Here is a 16,463-nt window from a genome sequence, read left to right as displayed (position 1 = left end):
GGTCGTCCGAGAACCCGGTGCCGAACCGAGGGCTGCGGGCATGAAGGAGGTCGCGGCGGCCGCCGGCGTCTCGCTCGGCACGGTGTCCAACGTGCTCAACCGGCCCGACCGGGTCAGCCCGGCGACCCGGGCCAGGGTCGAGGCCGCGATGGCCGAACTCCGCTTCGTGCGCAACGAATCCGCGCGCCAGCTGCGGGCCGGGCGCAGCCGGGTGCTGGCCTACGTGATGCTCGACGGCAGCAACCCGTTCTTCACCGACGTCGCGGCCGGGATGGAAGACGCCGCCGACGCGGGCGACCTGTCGCTGTTCCTCTGCAACAGCGCGCACCAGCCGTCCCGGGAGGCGGCCTACCTCGGGCGCCTCGAACAGCAGCGCGTCCAGGGTGTCCTCATCACGCCGGTCGACCCGGACGCCCCGCTGCTGGGCGAGATCGCGCGCCGCGGCACCCCGGTGGTCGTCGTCGACCGCACACCCGAAGGCACCACGCACTGCTCGGTCGCGGTCGACGACGTCCACGGCGGCGAGATCGCCGTCCGCCACCTGGTCGAGCAGGGCCACGAGCGGATCGCCTTCATCGGCAACCACACGACGGTCGGCCAGGTCCGCGACCGCCGCCTCGGCGCGTTGCGCGCCCTGGAAGCGGCCGGGCTCGGCCCGGACCACCTGGTCGACCTGACGACGACGGCGCTGACGGTGGCCGACGGTCGCGGCGCGGGCCAGCGCCTGGCCGGCCTGCCGGCGCCGGTCCGCCCCACCGCGGCGTTCTGCGCGAACGACCTGGTCGCCCTCGGCCTGCTGCAGACGTGCGCGAACCTCCGCATGAGCGTCCCGGAGGACCTGGCGATCGTGGGCTACGACGACATCGAGTTCGCCGCGGCGGCCGCGGTCCCGCTGACATCGGTCCGCCAGCCGCGTCGGCGCCTGGGCCGCACGGCGGTGGAGCTGCTGCTGGCGGAGGTGTCCGAAACCGGCCACGAACACCGGAAGGTCGTGTTCACCCCGGAGCTGGTGGTGCGCGCTTCGACCCTGCGCTGAGCAACCCGCTGATCGTTTGTGACGTCTAACCGGCCACAAGCGATAACCCGGTGGAGCCCGAGCACGGAGGTCACCGATGGCCGACCCGCACCCGCGACTGTCCCGGCGCGGGTTCCTGGCCGCCGGTGGAGCCGCGTTGCTCGGCGTCGCCGCCGGGTCGGCAGGGCACGCCGCGCCCGGGCCGGATGCGGTGCGGCTGGGCGATTTCTGGCTCTTCGGGCGGTACGACGACGGCTGCACCGAGCTCGGCTTCGACGAGATCGACCTCTCGCCGGTGCAACTGCCCCACTGCGTCACCCCGCTTTCGTGGACCGGGTGGGATCCGGCGTCCTGGCAGGACCGGTGGATCTACCGCAAGCACTTCACCGCGTCGGCCGCCGATCGCCACACCGCGCGCTTCGACGGCGTCATGACCAACGCCGAGGTGCACCTCAACGGCCGGCTCGTCGCCACCCACGAAGGCGGCTACCTGCCCTTCGAGGTGGCGCTGCCGGACGTCGTCGCGGGCGACAACGTGCTCGCCGTGGTCGTCGACGGGCGGTGGGCGCTGGACGTCCCGCCCAATCTGCCGCGCGGCGGGCCGTCGGTGATCGACTTCTACCAGCCCGCCGGGATCTACCGCCCGGCCACGGTCGGCGCGGTGCCCCGGATCCGGCTGACCGACGTCTTCGCGCGGCCCGTCGACGTCCTCTCCCCCGAACGATCGCTGCACCTGACCTGCACGCTCGACGCACCCGTCGCGGGCCAGGTGACCGCGTCGGTGCGGCAAGGCGGCCGCGAACTCGGCCGCGGCGCCGCGGCGGTGCGCGGCACGACCGTCGAATTCGACGTCGGCGGGCTCGGCGGGGTGCGGCTCTGGGACGTCGAGGATCCTGCCCTGTGCGAGGTCGTGGTGACGGTCGAGTCCGGCAAGCGCGCCCTCGACCAGCGGGTGGTGCGGACCGGGTTCCGCGACGCGCGGTTCACCACCGACGGCTTCTTCCTCAACGGGCGGCGGCTCAAGCTGTTCGGCCTCAACCGCCACCAGTGGTACCCGTTCTCCGGAGGCGCGCTGCCGGATCGCGTCCAGCGGCGCGACGCCGAGATCCTGCGTCGCGAACTGAACTGCACCATGGTCCGCTGTTCGCACTACCCGCAATCGAGCGCGTTCCTCGACGCCTGCGACGAGCTGGGCCTGCTCGTGTGGGAGGAGATCCCGGGCTGGGGCCACGTCGGGGACGACGCCTGGCAGCGGCGGAACCTGGCCGACGTCGAAGGCATGGTCGTGCGCGACCGCAACCACCCGAGCATCGTCGTCTGGGGCACCCGGGTGAACGAGGCCAACGGCACGACGGCGATGTACCAGCGGACCGGCCGGCTCGCCCGGCGGCTCGACCCGTCCCGGCCGACCAGCGGCGCGCTGGCCAGCACCACGCTCGGGCGGTTCGCCGGCAGCGACGTCGAGGTGCTGGCCTACAACGACTACACCGCCCGCCGCGGCGCGCCCTTCCGGCTGCGCCCGCCGCGGCCGGGGGTGCCGTACCTGGTGACGGAGACGATCGGCACGCTCGCGGGGCCCCACGCGTACCGCCGCACGGATGTCCCGGGCGTCCGGCAGCAGGCGGAACTGCACGCGAAGGCCCACGACCTGGCCGCCGCCGACGACCGCTACTGCGGGCTGCTCGCCTGGTGCGCGTTCGACTACCCGTCGGGCTGGCAGCGGTCGGTCGGCGGGTCGAAGTACGCCGGGGTGTCGGACATCTTCCGGATCCCCAAGCCGGCCGCGGCCTTCTACGCCTCGCAGGGCGACCCGCGGGTGCGGGCGGTCGTGGAGCCCGGCTTCGCCTGGGACTTCACGGAGCGGCCGTCCGGGCCCGGGCCAGGGGCGACGATCTGGTCCAACTGCGACCGCCTGCTGCTGTTCCTCGACGACCGCCCGGCAGGCGAGGCCCGCAGCCGGCGCGCGGACTTCCCGCACCTGCGTCACCCGCCGTTCGCGGCCGATCTGGTGGTGCCCAGGGGGCGGCGGCCGCAGCTGCGCATCGACGGCTACGCGGACGGGCGGCTGGTCGTCAGCCGCCGGTTCGGCGGGGACCGGGGTTCGGACGTGCTCAGCTGCGTGCCCGACGATCCGGAGCTGCGCGCGGACGGGAGCGACGCGACCCGCGTGGTGGTGGCGGCGGTGGACCGGTTCGGGACGCTGCGCGCGGGCACGCCGGGAGAGGTGCGGCTGACGCTGACCGGCCCGGGCGAGCTGGTCGGCGATCCGGTGCTGGACTTCGGAGCGACAGGCGGTGCGGCCGCGGTGTGGCTGCGGCCGTTCGCGGGACCGCCGGGGACGCTGGTGCTGACGGCCCGCCACGAGACGCTCGGCTCGGCCACGGCGACCGTGCGGGCGACGGCGAACGCGACGCGCTCCTGAGCCCGGCCTCGGGATGGACGACACGCGTACCTGGACGGACGACACGCGTACTCAGGGGGACGACACGGGCTCACTCCCCGGCGAGCACCGCCGCCAGCACGGCAGCCTGGCTGATCGACGGGGATCTGCTCGCCGTCAGGAGGGTCACCGGGCCGTCCCCGGCCAGCTCCCGCAACCGCGCGAGCGCGGCCACACGCTCCGGCTCGCGCAGTTCCGCTCGGTAGCGCTCGGCGAACTCCGCGAACCGCTCCGGGTCGTGGCCGTACCAGGTGCGAAGCTCGTCGGACGGGGCCAGGCCGCGGTACCAGCCGTCGAGGACCACCGCCGTCCGGGCCGTGCCGCGGGGCCAGAGCCGTTCCACGAGCACGCGGACGCCGTCGGCGGGCCCGGCCGGGTCGGCCAGGCGCGCCACCCGGACGACCGTCGGCTGCATGCGCGCATTCTGCGTCGGGGGGAGGCGTGCCGCCACCGGAACGCCGCACTCGCGCGAGTGTCTTGAATGACTCATTCAGGACCTCCGACGCCCTGAATGAGTCATTCAAGACACCGTCGGCGAAGCTGCCCCGGGCAGGAACCGGCACGGGCACATCGAAAAAAGGGCCACCACGGCGACCGTGGAGGGGTCGCCGTGGTGGTCCTACCCCCAGCTCGTGCCGCCCGTGGAACAACGACAGCCGAATCCGCCGGTTTCCTGGCGGCCGAGCCGGCCGTGGACATCGTCGGGAGCATGTCCTGCAGCCCCGCCAGGATGGCGGACCGGGCCTGCACCACGCTTGCAGTACGCTTGCACGCCACGATCGGGTGAACGTGAGGGGAGGTGGCCGGGTGGAGTTCCGCGTCCTCGGCGCCGTCGAGGCGACGGCGGACGGCGACCCGGTCGATCTCGGCTCCCGCAAGCAGCGCCTGGTCCTCGCCGTCCTGCTCCTCGATGCACCCCGTCCGGTCGCCCTCGACAACCTCGTCGACCTGCTCTGGCCCGACGATCCCCCGGCCAGCGCGCGCAACACCGTCCAAGCGCTGGTCTCGCGGCTGCGTGCGGTGTTCCGCGCCGCCGGCGGCCCCGAACTCGTCACCGAGGGGCACGGGTACGTCCTGCGCGCGGACCCGGACACCATCGACGCCCACCGGTTCACCGCGCTGGCCCGCCGAGCCCGGGCAGCCCGCGACGAGGCCGCCGTCGAACTGTTCGACGAGGCCCTCGCGCTCTGGCGGGGCGACGCCCTCGCCGGCGCCGCGTCCGGCGAAGTCGCCGAGCTGCTCCTCGCCGGGCTGAACGAAGCCCGCTGGAGCGCACTCGAAGACCGCATCGACGCGCAGCTGCGGCTCGGCCGGGGCCGCGACGTGCTCGCCGAACTGACGACGCTGGTCGCCGCGCACCCGCTCCGGCAGCGGTTCGTCGGCCAGCTCATGCTCGCCCTGCACCGCGAGGGTCGCACCGACGACGCCCTCGCCGCCTTCCGCGGCCTGCGCGCCCGGCTCGGCACCGAGCTCGGGCTCGACCCCTCACCGGAGCTGACCCGGCTGGAAACCGCGATCCTCGCCGCCGACCCGGCGCTCGACGCCGCCCCGGAGCCGCCGCCCGAACCGGTGCGCCCGGCCCAGCTGCCCCACGACGTCCGCGGCTTCACCGGCCGCGCGGCCGAGCTGGCCCGGCTCGACGAACCGGCGGACCCCGGGCCCGGGGCGGACATCCGCGTGGTCACCGGCACCGCCGGCGTCGGCAAGACCGCGCTCGCCGTCCGCTGGGCGCACCGCGTCCGCGACCGGTTCGGTGACGGCCAGCTCTACCTCGACCTGCGCGGGTTCGACCCGGACCACGAGCCGCTCACCCCGGCCGTCGCGGCCGCGCAGCTGTTGCGGGCGCTGGGCACCGAGCCGCGCGCCATCCCGCCGGACCCGGACGGCCGCACCGCGCTCTGGCGCTCGCTGCTGGCCGACCGGCAGGTGCTCGTCCTGCTCGACAACGCCCGCGACAGCGCCCAGGTGACGCCGCTGCTGCCGCCGTCGGGCACGGTGCTGGTCACCAGCCGCCAGCGGCTCGGCGACCTCATCGCCCGCACCGGTGCGCGGGCGGTGCCGCTGTCCGTGCTGCCGGCCGAGGATTCCCGGCAGCTGCTGGAAACCGTGCTCGGGCCGCCCGCGGTCGCCGCCGAGCCGGCCGCGGCGGCGGAGCTGGCCCGGCTGTGCGGGCACCTCCCCCTCGCCCTGCGGCTGGCCGCGGCGAACCTCGGCGCCGGCGAGGTGTCGGGCATCGCCGAACTGACCCGGGAGCTCGCCGACGGCGACCCGCTCGCCGGGCTGAGCGTCGACGGTGCCGAAGAAAGCGCCGTCACGACGGCGTTCTCCGTGTCGTACCGGGCTTTGCCCGCCGAGCACCGCCTGCTGTTCCGGCGGCTCGCGCTGGTGCCGGGCCAGACGTTCACCGCACCCGTCGCCGCGCGGCTCGCCGCGGTCGCCGACGGCCGCGCGGGCCAGCAGCTCAAGGCCCTCGCCGCGGCCAACCTCGTCGAACGGCACCTGCCCGGCCGCTACCGCTTCCACGACCTGCTGCGCAGCTACGCGGGCGGGCGGGTCGCGGCCGACGACACCGCCGCCGACGGGGACGCGGCCCGGCGGCGGCTGTTCGACCACTACCTGGCGACGGCCGACGCGGCGGGACGCCTGCTGATCCCCCACTTCCTCCGGCTCCCCCGGCCCGAACCGGAACCGGCGTTCGAGGGCACCGAAGACGCGCTGGCCTGGCTGGACACGGAGTGGCCGAACCTCGCCGCCGCCGTCGAACACGCGGCGGCGCACGGCCCGCGCGAGTACGCGTGGCACCTGGCCGACGCGCTGCGGGCGTTCTTCCACCACCGCGGCCACCACACGGAGTGGATCGACACGGCCACGACGGCGCTGACCGCCGCCCAGGCCGACGGCGACCGGCAGGCGCAGGCGGCGATGCGGCTGTCCATCGCACTCGCCGGCGTCAACAGCGGCCGCTACGCCGACGCCCGCGCCCACCTGACGACGGTCCTGTCCGACGGGCTGGCGGCGGACTGGCCGGCCGGGCGCGCCGCGGCGCTCAACAACCTCAGCGCCGTGCTCCAGCGCCTCGGCGACGCGCACGAGGCGATCGCGTGCGGCCTGGAAGCGTTGCGGCTGTGCGAAGAGACGGCCATGCCGGGCATCACCATGGCGCTGGCCAACCTCGGGTTCGCCTGCGGCCAGGTCGGCGACTTCGACGCCGCGCTCGGCCACTTCGGCCGCGCCCTGGACATCGCCGAACGCGACGGCGCGCGGTTCAGCGTGGCCGTGCTGCTGGTCGACCTCGGGCACGTCCACCGCGATCTCGGCAACGCCGTCGCGGCCGGGTTCTACGAGCGGGCCCTGACCGCCAACCGGGAACTCGGCTACCAGTACGGCGAAGCGGCGGCGCTGTCCGGCCGCGCGCTCATGGAGGCCCGGGCGGGCGACGCCACCCGGGCCCTGACCGACGCGGCCGACGCCGTCGAGCTGACCCGCCGCATCGGCGACCGCGGCACCGAGGCGTCGGCGCTGGCCGCGCTCGGCGAGACCTGCCTCCGGCTGGACCGCCCGGCGGAAGCTGTCCAGCACTTGACGGCCGCGCTGGACATCGCCCGCGAAACCAGCTTCACGTGGTGCGAAGCCGCGGCGTTGACCGGTCTCGCCGAAGCGGCCCTCGCCGAGGGTGACGCCGAACAGGCGCGCACCCACGGCGAAGCCGCGATCAAACTCGCCGCCCAGGCGGGCTACCGGCCCCTCGAAACCCGCGCCGCCCGCACCCTCGGCGTTCCGGACGGCGAAAGTTCGTGAAGGCCACCTTGAGGAAGATAAAGTTCCTCAAGGTGGCCTTCACGAACTTGGCTCAGCAGGTGGCCGGCGCCGAGCACTTGGCACGGGCCAGGATGGTGCTGAAGTTGTCCTGGTAGGCCGCGCTGATCCCGGCGTTCTCGACCTTGATCAGGATTTCGTCGTTGTCGCGAAGGGCCGCGCCGGAGATGTTGTGCGAGCCGGTGAACACGAGCGCCCGGCCGGCCTTCTCGCTGTAGTTGCCCGTGTAGAGCATGTACTTCGAGTGCACGGTGATCTCGCGGTCGTTCGCGGTCGTGTTGAACTTCTTGAGGGTCACGTTCGCCTTGCCCTTGAGGGCGGCCAACGCCGCGGTACCCATGTCGTCGTAGACGATCCGGACCTTGCAGCCCAGCTTCGCGATGCGGACCAGCTCGGTGACGACCGGCGTGCGCGAGTCGGCGATGTTGGCCTGCACGACGTTGAGCGAGCAGCCCGCTTCGTACTTGGTGATGTACTTCAGCAGCTGCGCCCACGTGTCGGTGGCGAACTCCTCCGAGGCGCCGCCCTTGGCGTCGGCGCGCGGCGAGAGGTAGCTGGTGACCATCGTGGTCAGCGTCTTGTGGTAGCCGGCGTCGTCGAAATAGTTGTTGTTCTTCTTCTGCGCCAGCATCTTCTGCACGTGCCCGCGGTAGAAGCCGTACAGGTCGGCGTCGCCGTAGGTGAGCAGGGCGTTGTTGAACATGGTGCCTTGCACCGTGGTCAGGTTGTACGAGCCGATGACGACGACGTCCTTCTTGCCCTCGGTCTCGGAGAACATCCACAGCTTGTCGTGGTTGATCGAGTGCGGGCTGCCGTCGTGGGCGATGCACCCGGTGTTGTCACCGCCGGTGCCGCAGAAGACCAGCTGGGTGAGCCCGGCGGACTTGAGGATCGGCATCGCGGTGTTGGCGGGGTCGTCGTCGGCGGCACCGTCGAGGGCGATCCGCACCTTGACGCCACGGGCCTGCGCCGCCTTGATCGCCTCGGCGAGCGCCGGCCGCGTCCAGCTGAAGAGGGAGATGTGGATCTCGGCACCGGCCGGGGTCCCGTTGGTCAGCTCGACCAGCCGCGTTTCGATGGAGTGGTCGCGGTCGCCGTTCTCGGGCGGGTTGTTGAAGATCGCTTCCATGCCGGTGGCCTCGGCGGTCACCGGTGTCGACGCGGCGTGCGCGACGCCGCTGCCGGCCAGCGCGAGCAGCGCACCGACGGCCACGGTGAGCGCCTTGAACTTGGGGGCCATGACTTCCTCCTGTCGGAAGGACCCAAGCTCGCAAGGAGCCGTACAAGATCCGTACACCCGGACGTTGCCGCGCATACACGACGAAAGGGGCGCCCGGGCAGCAGGAACCCGACTCTTGGCGGGTTCCGCCCATCCGGACCGAAGGGGACGCTTCTCCTGGCTCCCACGGGCGGAGCCGGGAAAGGACGACCTCCATGAGATCGAGGGTGCTTCCTGCCGTGCTCGGCGTGGCCATCGGCCTGCTGGGCACTGTCGCCGTCGCCACGCCGGCCGAGGCCGCCGCGGTGTGCGGTGACCAGATCGTCGGCAACGGCGGGTTCGAGAGCGGCACCACGCCGTGGACCCAGACCACCGGCGTCATCACCGCCGCCACCACGGCGCAACCCGCGCACGGCGGGACGATGCTCGCCCGCCTGGACGGCACCGGCAGCACGCACACCGACACCCTGTCCCAATCCCTGACACTCCCCGCCGGCTGCGCGTCGGCGACGCTCTCGTGGTGGCAGCACATCGACACCAAGGAGACGACCACCAGCACGAAGTACGACAAGCTGGTGGTGCAGGCGGGTTCCGACACTCTCGCCAGCTACTCCAACTTGGACAAGAACACCGGCTACGTCCAGCGCACCGTGGACGTCTCCCGCTACCTCGGCCAGACCGTGACGCTGAAGCTCACCGGAACCGAGGATTCCAGCCTGGCCACCAACTTCGTCCTCGACGACTTCGCGCTGACCACCGCCGGGACCTCGCAGTCGCCGGTCGTCACCTCGCCCGGCGCCCAGACCGGCGCCGTCGGCCAAGCCGCGTCGCTGCAGATCCAGGCGAGTGACCCGCAGGGCGACGCGCTCACCTACAGCGCCACCGGCCTGCCCGCGGGCCTCGCGATCGGCGCGAGCACGGGCAAGATCACCGGCACGCCGACCACCGCGGGCACGTCCTCGGTGACCGTGACGGCGCAGGACCCGGCCGGCAACAGCGGCAGCGCCACGTTCACCTGGACGATCTCGGCCGCCCCCGCCGACTCGACGCGCACGCCGATCAACCCCGCGTACACGGTGAACCTGACGTCGAACACCGCGGGCGACACGTGGACCGGTCACCAGAGCGTCAGCTTCACCAACGGCTCGGCGACCGCACTGCCCGAGGTGAACCTGCGGCTCTGGGACAACTACCACGGCGCCTGTCCGACGACGCCGATCACGGTCACGAACGTCACCGGCGGCACGGCGTCCGCGCTGAGCGTGAACTGCACGGCCATGAAGATCACGCTGCCCGCCCCCCTGGCACAGGGTCAGTCGGCGACCATCGGCTTCGACCTGAAGATCGTCGTGCCCAGCGGCGCCGACCGGTTCGGCCACGACGGCGCGTACAACATGATCGGCAACGCCCTGCCGGTGCTCGCCGTCCGCGACGGCGCGGGCTGGCACCTCGACCCGTACACGAACAACGGCGAGTCGTTCTACACGGTGATCAGCGACTTCGACGTCACGCTGGTGCACCCGACATCGCTGCTGACCCCGGCCACCGGCAGCTCGACCGAGACGACCAGCGGCACCACGACCACCACGCACGCGGTGGCGGCCAAGGTGCGCGACTTCGCGTGGGCCGCCGGGCCGTTCGCGAAGATCGCCACGACGTCCGGCAAGGGCGTGCGGGTCAACGTCTACTCCGTCAGCGGGATCTCCACCAGCAGTGCCAACCAGATGCTGACGCTGGCCGCCGACTCCATCGACGTCCACTCGGGCCGCTTCGGCGACTACCCGTACGGTGAGGTGGACGTGGTGCTGGACAACAACTTCTGGTTCGGCGGCATGGAGTACCCGGGCTTCGTGCTCGACCTCGTCTCGACCACGGCACTCCCCCACGAGCTGGCGCACCAGTGGTTCTACGGGATCGTCGGCGACGACGAGTACACCTCGCCGTGGCTCGACGAGAGCTTCACCGACTACGCCACCGACCTCTACCGCGGGATCACCGGCAGCGGCTGCGGCATCACGTGGCAGTCGAGCGCGGAGAAGCTGACCAACTCGATGGCCTACTGGGACGCGCATTCGTCCCGGTACTCCACGGTGGTCTACAACTACGGCAAGTGCACCCTGCACGACCTGCGGCGGCTGATCGGCGACACGGCGATGGCGAACCTGCTGAAGTCCTACGCCCAGTCGCACTGGTACGGCGTGTCGACCACGGCCGAGTTCAAGGCCGCGGCACAGGCGGCGGCCGGGTCGACCGACCTGACGTCGTTCTGGGCTTCGCACCGCGTGGAGGGCTGAGAAAACCGGTTGGAGTTCCCCGTCCACGTCCGCCACTGTGGGGACGTGGACGGGGAACGGCTCTTTTGCGACACAGCTCTGGCCGAGCGCATCGAACGCGCGGAGGCACGGTTCGTCGTCGAGTGCAGTGCTGCCGCCCGCGTGCGGCTCGGGGATGCGCTCGGCTTCACCCGCCCGCTCGCCGGGGGTGTCGCCGCCTTCGCCGAGGCGGACTCGCCGTTCAACAAGGTCGCGGGCCTCGGCTTCGCCGGCGTGCCCGAAGGCCTCGACGAGGTCGAAGCGGCCTTCGCCGAGCTGGGCGCGCCGGTGCAGGTCGAGCTGTGCCACCTGGCCGATCCCGCCGTCGGGACGTTCCTGACCGCGCGCGGCTACCGGCTGGAGTCGTACGAGAACGTGCTCGGCCGGCGCCTCGGCGGCCCGGTGGAAGCCGCCGACGGCGAGGTCCGGCCGTGCCGGGAGGACGAGCTGGAAACCTGGCTGGCCGCCATCGCCGGCGCCTCCATGGTCACCGATACCGAAGGCCTGCCTTCGCACGAAGACTTCACCCCGGAGATCATCGTGAACGCGCTGCGGGACATGGCCGGGGTCCGGCGGTACACCGCGGAACGGGACGGCGAGTTCGCCGGCGGCGCGAGCTTCCGGGTCACCGACGGGATCGCGCAGTTCGCCGGCGCCGCGACCATGCCCGCCCACCGCCGCCGCGGCGTCCAGACGGCCCTGCTGCGCACCCGGCTCGCCGCGGCCACCGCGGCGGGGTGCGACGTCGCCATCGTCACCACGCTACCGGGGTCGAAGTCACAGCAGAACGCCCAGCGGCAGGGTTTCGACCTGCTCTACGCGCGGGCGATCCTGGTGAAGGGCACCTCGGCGACGAGCTCCTCCGGCGCCGACAGCCGCCAGGCCTCGTAGAGGAGCTCCGCGAGTTCGTCGGCGGCGATGCCGTCGAGGTACACGACCACCCAGCCGAAGCCGCCGGCGGTGAACTGCACCTCGAACACGTCCGGCCGTTCCGAGACCAGGGCCAGCTGCTCGGACACGGTCTGCTTGAGGCCGACGGTCCGCGTCCGCGGCCAGAAGTACCCGAACCGCTTGCCGCGCACGCTGAACGACGAGTAGTCGCGCGCCTCCGAGCGCTGGACCTCCGCCAGCTTGCCGAGCAGCTGTTCGAGTTCCCGGACCTGGACCGTCACCGTCGTCCCCCTGTTCTCCGGCGCCCACCGTAGCGCGCCGGTACCGTGCGGAACATGACCGAGTCCGGAGCCGGCCGCGAGGTGGTGGTCAAGCGGGGCCACGCTCCCGGCGCGACGGCGGCCGAAGTGGCAGGCCTGCGCTGGCTGGCCGCGGCGGGCACGGTGCCGGTGCCGGTCGTCCGCAGCCACGACCGGGACCGGCTGGTCATCGACCGCGTCCCGGCCGGACGACCGTCGGCCTCGGCGGCGGAGCGCTTCGGCCGCGGGCTGGCCGGATTGCACGCCGCAGGCGCGCCGGCGTTCGGCGCACCGCCGCCGGACGGACCCTCCGACGCGTGGATCGGCCGGGCGCCGATGGCCAACGTCCCGGCGGACGACTGGGCGTCCTGGTACGCCTCCGCCCGGGTGCTGCCCTACGTCCGGCCGGCGGTGGACGCGGGGACGTTCGGCCCGGCCGAGGCGGCGTTGTTCGAGCGGGCGTGCGCCCGCATCCCGGCTTCGGCCGAGCCGCCCGCGCGGCTGCACGGCGACCTCTGGAACGGCAACGTCCTGTGGGACGGGCGCGAGGCGTGGCTGATCGACCCGGCCGCCCACGGCGGGCACCGCGAGACGGACCTGGCGATGCTGCACCTGTTCGGCTGCCCGCACCTCGACCGCGTCGTCGCCGCCTACGAAGAGGCGACACCCCTGGCCGACGGCTGGCGCGACCGGATCGGGCTGCACCAACTGTTCCCGCTGCTGGTGCACACCGTCCTGTTCGGACGGTCCTACGCCGAACAGGCGGTGGCCGCGGCCCGCTCGTTCTAGCAGCGCTGCAACATCGATTCCAGTGCCGTCTTCTCCGGCACCGTGATCGTCAGGCCGTAGTTGCGCTTCACGATGATCCAGTCGGTGGCGTAGGCGCACCAGTACGACACCAGCGGCGGCTTCCACGCGTCGGGGGCCTTGTCGCTCTTCTGCTCGTTGACGTTGTCGGTGACCGCCCTCAGCTGCGGGCGGACGAGGTCGTTCGCGAACTGCTCACGCCGTTCCCGCGTCCAGCTCTTCGCGCCGCTGATCCAGGCCTGCCCGAGCGGGACCATGTGGTCGATGTCCACATCGGACGCCTTGTGCCAGGTCTCGCCGTCGTAGGGGCTGACCCAGGTGCCGGACTTCGCGGCGCACTGCGCGTCGGTCTTGACGTCCTTGCCGTCGCGCTTGAGGACCTGCTCGCGGACGTCGCAGTTCGCGTCGACCTTGTCCCAGTGCGGGAACTCGTCGCGGCTGTAGCCGTCCATGGTGCCGCGCACGGCGATCTTCAGCGCCGCGAGCTCGCTGCGCGCCTCCGCGGGCGCGACCCGCGGCGCGGCGACCGTCCCGGGCGCCTGGGTCGAGGGGCCGGCCCCGGACGCCAGTTCGTCGGCGAGCTTGCAGCCGGTCAGCGACGAACCCGCGAGGACGGCGAGAAGGACAAGCGCTTGGGTGCGCGGCATCGTGAACCCCTTTCACATCCACCGGGAGGTGCCCAGCGAACGCGTCCGGGAAACGGTGCAGATGGCGTAGTTGACGCGATCCAAACGGGTCAAGAGCCGTGAAAGACCTGCGCGACGAAGACCGCGGCCACGACGCCCACGGTGACGAGCACGATGAGCACGAAGAGCAGGGCCCAGGGGATCTGCCGGATCGGCCGCTGCCGCGGGAAGACGGCCCCTCGCGCCGACGGAGTCCACGGGACGGGATCGTCTTCGGCCACCGGCGGCGGTTCCGGGAGCACGGGGATGACGGCGGGCAGTTCGGGCAGCCGGTCGAGCACCGGAAGCTGCGCCGGAAACCCCTCGGCGATGAGCGCGGCCCGGGGCGGGGCGAGGTGCGCGAGGGAGAGAGCGTAGCAAGCGTCGAGGACATCATCGGCCGACCAGACGGTCCGCCACCGGTTGTGCTGGGCGATGATCCGCCGCAGGCCGCGCGGATCGGCGAGGACGACCGCAACACCGGGTACCGGATGCGGGTCGGGCCACCGGAGGGCCGACGGGGCGAACTCACGGCCGGCCGGCGCCTGCTCGGCTCCTGCCCTGTTCACCAGCAGGTCGAGCTCGGCTTCGGGGACCACCTCCGGTTCGCCCGTCTGCGCAACCGCCGCCCACTCGCTCAACCGCAGCTCCTGCTCGCCCGCGCCCGTCCCGTTCCCCCGGGACGGCGGGACCACCGCGACCAGGCCCGTCACGTGCCGGCCGCCTTCGTGGCCGGCCAGCGCGCCCCGTGCCGCCGCCACCGCCGCTCCCGTCCGGTCGCCCGGGCCCGGCCACTCCGCCGGGCCGGGTTCGTGAGCCGCGATCACCACCACTCCGGACCTGGTGAACACCAGCGCGTCCACCAGCCGGGGACCCAGCCGGCTTTGCAGCGTGATGCCCGCGAGCGCCAGCCCCGGCAGGTGCTGCGGGCCCGGGCCCCACGATCGCAGCAACGCCACCACATGCTCCGCCGCCGGTCGAAGCGGCCGGTCTGCGCCGGTTCGCTGGAGGGCCACGAGCACGCCGGTCACACCTCCCACGACGCCTACGGCGAGCACTCCCTCGACGGTAAGAGGCAACCCCGCCCCTCCCCCAGCAGCCGAACGAGTGGTCGATCACCACCGTGCGTAGCCGGGGCGGCGGCTCCGGCGCGCCAAAAGCGGGTGCGGTCCACAATGGACCGCACCCGCTTCCGGACCGGAGACTACGGCCGTGGGGTGTTGCGCAGGTTGGCCCGCGCCAGGTCGATCATCTTGCCGACGCCGCCGTTGAGCACCGTCTTCGTCGCCCCCAGCGCGAACCCGCGCACCATTTCGCCGGTGATCCGGGGCGGGATCGACAGTGCGTTCGGGTCCGTCACCACCTCGACCACGGCCGGGCCGGGGTGGGCGAACGCCTTCTCCAGCGCGCCGCGCACGTCGTCCGGGTCCTCGACGCGCTCGGAGAACACGTCGCAGGCCGCCGCGATCGCCGCGAAGTTCACCGGGGGGTGGTCGGTGCCGAAGTCCGGGAGGCCGTCGACCAGCATCTCCAGCTTCACCATGCCCAGCGTGGCGTTGTTGAACACCACGACCTTCACCGGGACGTCGTACGCCGGCAGCGTCAGCAGGTCGCCCATCAGCATCGCGAGCCCGCCGTCGCCCGACAGCGACACCACCTGGCGGCCCGGCTGGGCCAGCTGGGCGCCGATCGCGTGCGGCAGCGCGTTCGCCATGCTGCCGTGCCGGAACGAACCCAGCACGCGGCGGCGGCCGTTCGGCGTCAGGTAGCGGGCGGCCCAGACGTTGCCCATGCCGGTGTCGACGGTGAACACCGCGTCGTCCGCGGCGACTTCGTCGAGCAGCGAAGCGACGTACTCCGGGTGGATCGGGCGGCGGTGCTCGATCTTCGTCGTGTACGCGCCGACGACCGTCTCCAGCTTCCGCACGTGCTCACGCAGCATCCGGTCGAGGAACGCCCGGTCGGTGCGCGGGCGCAGCAGCGGCAGCAGCGCGCGCAGCGTCTCCTTGACGTCGCCGTGCACGGCCAGGTCCAGCGGCGTGCGGCGGCCGAGGCGCGAGGCGTCGTGGTCGAGCTGGATCGTGTGCGCCTGCGGGAGGAAGTTGTCGTACGGGAAGTCCGTACCCAGCAGCACGATCCGGTCGGCCTCGTGCATCGCGTCGTAGCAGGCGCCGTAGCCGAGCAGGCCGCTCATGCCGACGTCGAAGGGGTTGTCGTATTGGATCCACTCCTTGCCGCCGAGCGAGTGCCCGACCGGCGCGGCGAGCCGGTCCGCCAGCGCCAACACCTCGTCGTGCGAGCCGCGGACACCCGCGCCCGCGAAGAGCATCACCTTCTCACCGGAGTTCAGCAGGTCGGCGAGTTCCCGGACGGTCTCCGGAGAAGGCACCGCGGGCGACGGCGTCACCAGCGGGAGGCGTTGGGTCAGCGGGCCGGTGGCCTTGCGGTCGGCGAGGTCGCCGGGGATGGTCAGCACCGCGACGCCGCCCTTGCCGACGGCGGCCTGCGTGGCGATCCGGAGCAGGCGCGGCAGCTGGGCCGCGTCCGCTACGACCTCGCTGAAGTGGCTGCATTCGGCGAAGAGCCGATCCGGGTGCGTTTCCTGGAAGAAGCCGGTGCCGATCTGGTTCGACGGGATGTGCGACGCGATCGCCAGCACCGGCGCGCCCGACCGATGCGCGTCGAACAGGCCGTTGATCAGGTGCAGGTTGCCCGGCCCGCAGCTGCCCGCGCAGACGGCGAGCTTCCCGGTGACCTGCGCTTCGGCCGCGGCGGCGAAGGCGGCCGTCTCTTCGTGGCGGACGTGGACCCAATCGATGCCGTCGGTGCGGCGGACCGCGTCGACGATCGGGTTCAGGCTGTCCCCGACGATGCCGTAGATGCGTTCGACCCCGGCATCGCGCAGGATCCGGACCAATTGTTCTGCCACGGTAGCCATACCTCCACCTTGGCCTCGGATGATCGATGCGTCCAATGCCTGATTGGCTGAAAATCCATAC

The 16,463-nt window shown here is 72.6% G+C and carries 12 protein-coding genes; 6 read left to right on the top strand and 6 right to left on the bottom strand.

Features of this window, described 5'->3' with window-relative positions:
- Nucleotides 1-40: 40 nt before the first annotated feature.
- Together ACLJQF_RS43255 and ACLJQF_RS43250 are read left to right on the top strand one after the other, a co-directional pair.
- On the top strand, nucleotides 41-1,036 hold the full coding sequence (locus ACLJQF_RS43255; protein ID WP_410616123.1) for a LacI family DNA-binding transcriptional regulator: 996 nt from the start codon (nucleotides 41-43) through the stop codon (nucleotides 1,034-1,036).
- 76 nt (nucleotides 1,037-1,112) lie between these two features.
- Nucleotides 1,113-3,437, top strand: a complete 2,325-nt coding sequence (locus ACLJQF_RS43250) for a glycoside hydrolase family 2 protein (protein WP_410616122.1) — start codon at nucleotides 1,113-1,115, stop codon at nucleotides 3,435-3,437.
- A 70-nt stretch (nucleotides 3,438-3,507) separates the two neighbouring features.
- Here ACLJQF_RS43250 and ACLJQF_RS43245 read toward each other — a convergent pair whose 3' ends face one another.
- A complete protein-coding gene (locus tag ACLJQF_RS43245; protein WP_410616121.1) occupies nucleotides 3,508-3,870 on the bottom strand; it encodes a DUF488 domain-containing protein in 363 nt (120 codons plus the stop codon).
- Between the two features lie 392 nt (nucleotides 3,871-4,262).
- On the opposite strand from ACLJQF_RS43245, the gene ACLJQF_RS43240 reads away from it, so the two are divergent.
- Nucleotides 4,263-7,253: an AfsR/SARP family transcriptional regulator gene (locus ACLJQF_RS43240; RefSeq protein ID WP_410616120.1), complete on the top strand. Its 2,991-nt coding sequence runs from the start codon at nucleotides 4,263-4,265 to the stop codon at nucleotides 7,251-7,253.
- A 52-nt stretch (nucleotides 7,254-7,305) separates the two neighbouring features.
- Here the strand turns inward: ACLJQF_RS43240 and ACLJQF_RS43235 are convergent, their stop codons facing one another.
- Complete coding sequence (locus ACLJQF_RS43235; protein ID WP_410616119.1) at nucleotides 7,306-8,511, bottom strand: phospholipase D-like domain-containing protein; 1,206 nt, start codon at nucleotides 8,509-8,511, stop codon at nucleotides 7,306-7,308.
- A gap of 206 nt (nucleotides 8,512-8,717) precedes the next feature.
- Here ACLJQF_RS43235 and ACLJQF_RS43230 point away from each other — a divergent pair, with 206 nt between their 5' ends.
- Both ACLJQF_RS43230 and ACLJQF_RS43225 read left to right on the top strand, forming a co-directional pair.
- The gene (locus ACLJQF_RS43230; RefSeq protein ID WP_410616176.1) at nucleotides 8,718-10,784 is read left to right on the top strand and encodes a putative Ig domain-containing protein; all 2,067 of its coding nucleotides are present in this window, start codon (nucleotides 8,718-8,720) and stop codon (nucleotides 10,782-10,784) included.
- Nucleotides 10,785-10,829: 45 nt separating this feature from the next.
- Nucleotides 10,830-11,693, top strand: a complete 864-nt coding sequence (locus tag ACLJQF_RS43225) for a GNAT family N-acetyltransferase (RefSeq protein ID WP_410616118.1) — start codon at nucleotides 10,830-10,832, stop codon at nucleotides 11,691-11,693.
- On the opposite strand, the gene ACLJQF_RS43220 is transcribed toward ACLJQF_RS43225, so the two are convergent.
- Nucleotides 11,618-11,974 (bottom strand): MmcQ/YjbR family DNA-binding protein, encoded by a 357-nt coding sequence (locus tag ACLJQF_RS43220; RefSeq protein ID WP_410616117.1) that lies wholly within the window; start codon nucleotides 11,972-11,974, stop codon nucleotides 11,618-11,620. The two genes, ACLJQF_RS43225 and ACLJQF_RS43220, sit on opposite strands and share 76 nt — an antisense overlap.
- A gap of 54 nt (nucleotides 11,975-12,028) precedes the next feature.
- Between ACLJQF_RS43220 and ACLJQF_RS43215 the strand changes: the two genes are divergently transcribed.
- Nucleotides 12,029-12,781, top strand: a complete 753-nt coding sequence (locus ACLJQF_RS43215; protein ID WP_410616116.1) for a fructosamine kinase family protein — start codon at nucleotides 12,029-12,031, stop codon at nucleotides 12,779-12,781.
- Here ACLJQF_RS43215 and ACLJQF_RS43210 read toward each other — a convergent pair.
- From ACLJQF_RS43210 to ACLJQF_RS43200, 3 genes are all read right to left on the bottom strand, one after another.
- Entirely contained in the window at nucleotides 12,778-13,446 is a 669-nt protein-coding gene (locus tag ACLJQF_RS43210; RefSeq protein WP_410616115.1) for an HNH endonuclease family protein, read from the bottom strand. The two genes, ACLJQF_RS43215 and ACLJQF_RS43210, sit on opposite strands and share 4 nt — an antisense overlap.
- Before the next feature lie 89 nt (nucleotides 13,447-13,535).
- The gene (locus ACLJQF_RS43205) at nucleotides 13,536-14,423 is read right to left on the bottom strand and encodes a hypothetical protein (RefSeq protein WP_410616114.1); all 888 of its coding nucleotides are present in this window, start codon (nucleotides 14,421-14,423) and stop codon (nucleotides 13,536-13,538) included.
- 245 nt (nucleotides 14,424-14,668) lie between these two features.
- Complete coding sequence (locus ACLJQF_RS43200; protein WP_410616113.1) at nucleotides 14,669-16,402, bottom strand: pyruvate dehydrogenase; 1,734 nt, start codon at nucleotides 16,400-16,402, stop codon at nucleotides 14,669-14,671.
- Between the last annotated feature and the right edge of the window lie 61 nt (nucleotides 16,403-16,463).

The sequence above is a fragment of the Amycolatopsis sp. lyj-109 genome (genome assembly GCF_046548995.1).
Taxonomy (GTDB): Bacteria; Actinomycetota; Actinomycetes; order Mycobacteriales; family Pseudonocardiaceae; genus Amycolatopsis.
The sequence above is the reverse complement of the archived record's forward strand: the minus strand, read 5'-3'. Positions and strand labels throughout refer to the sequence as shown.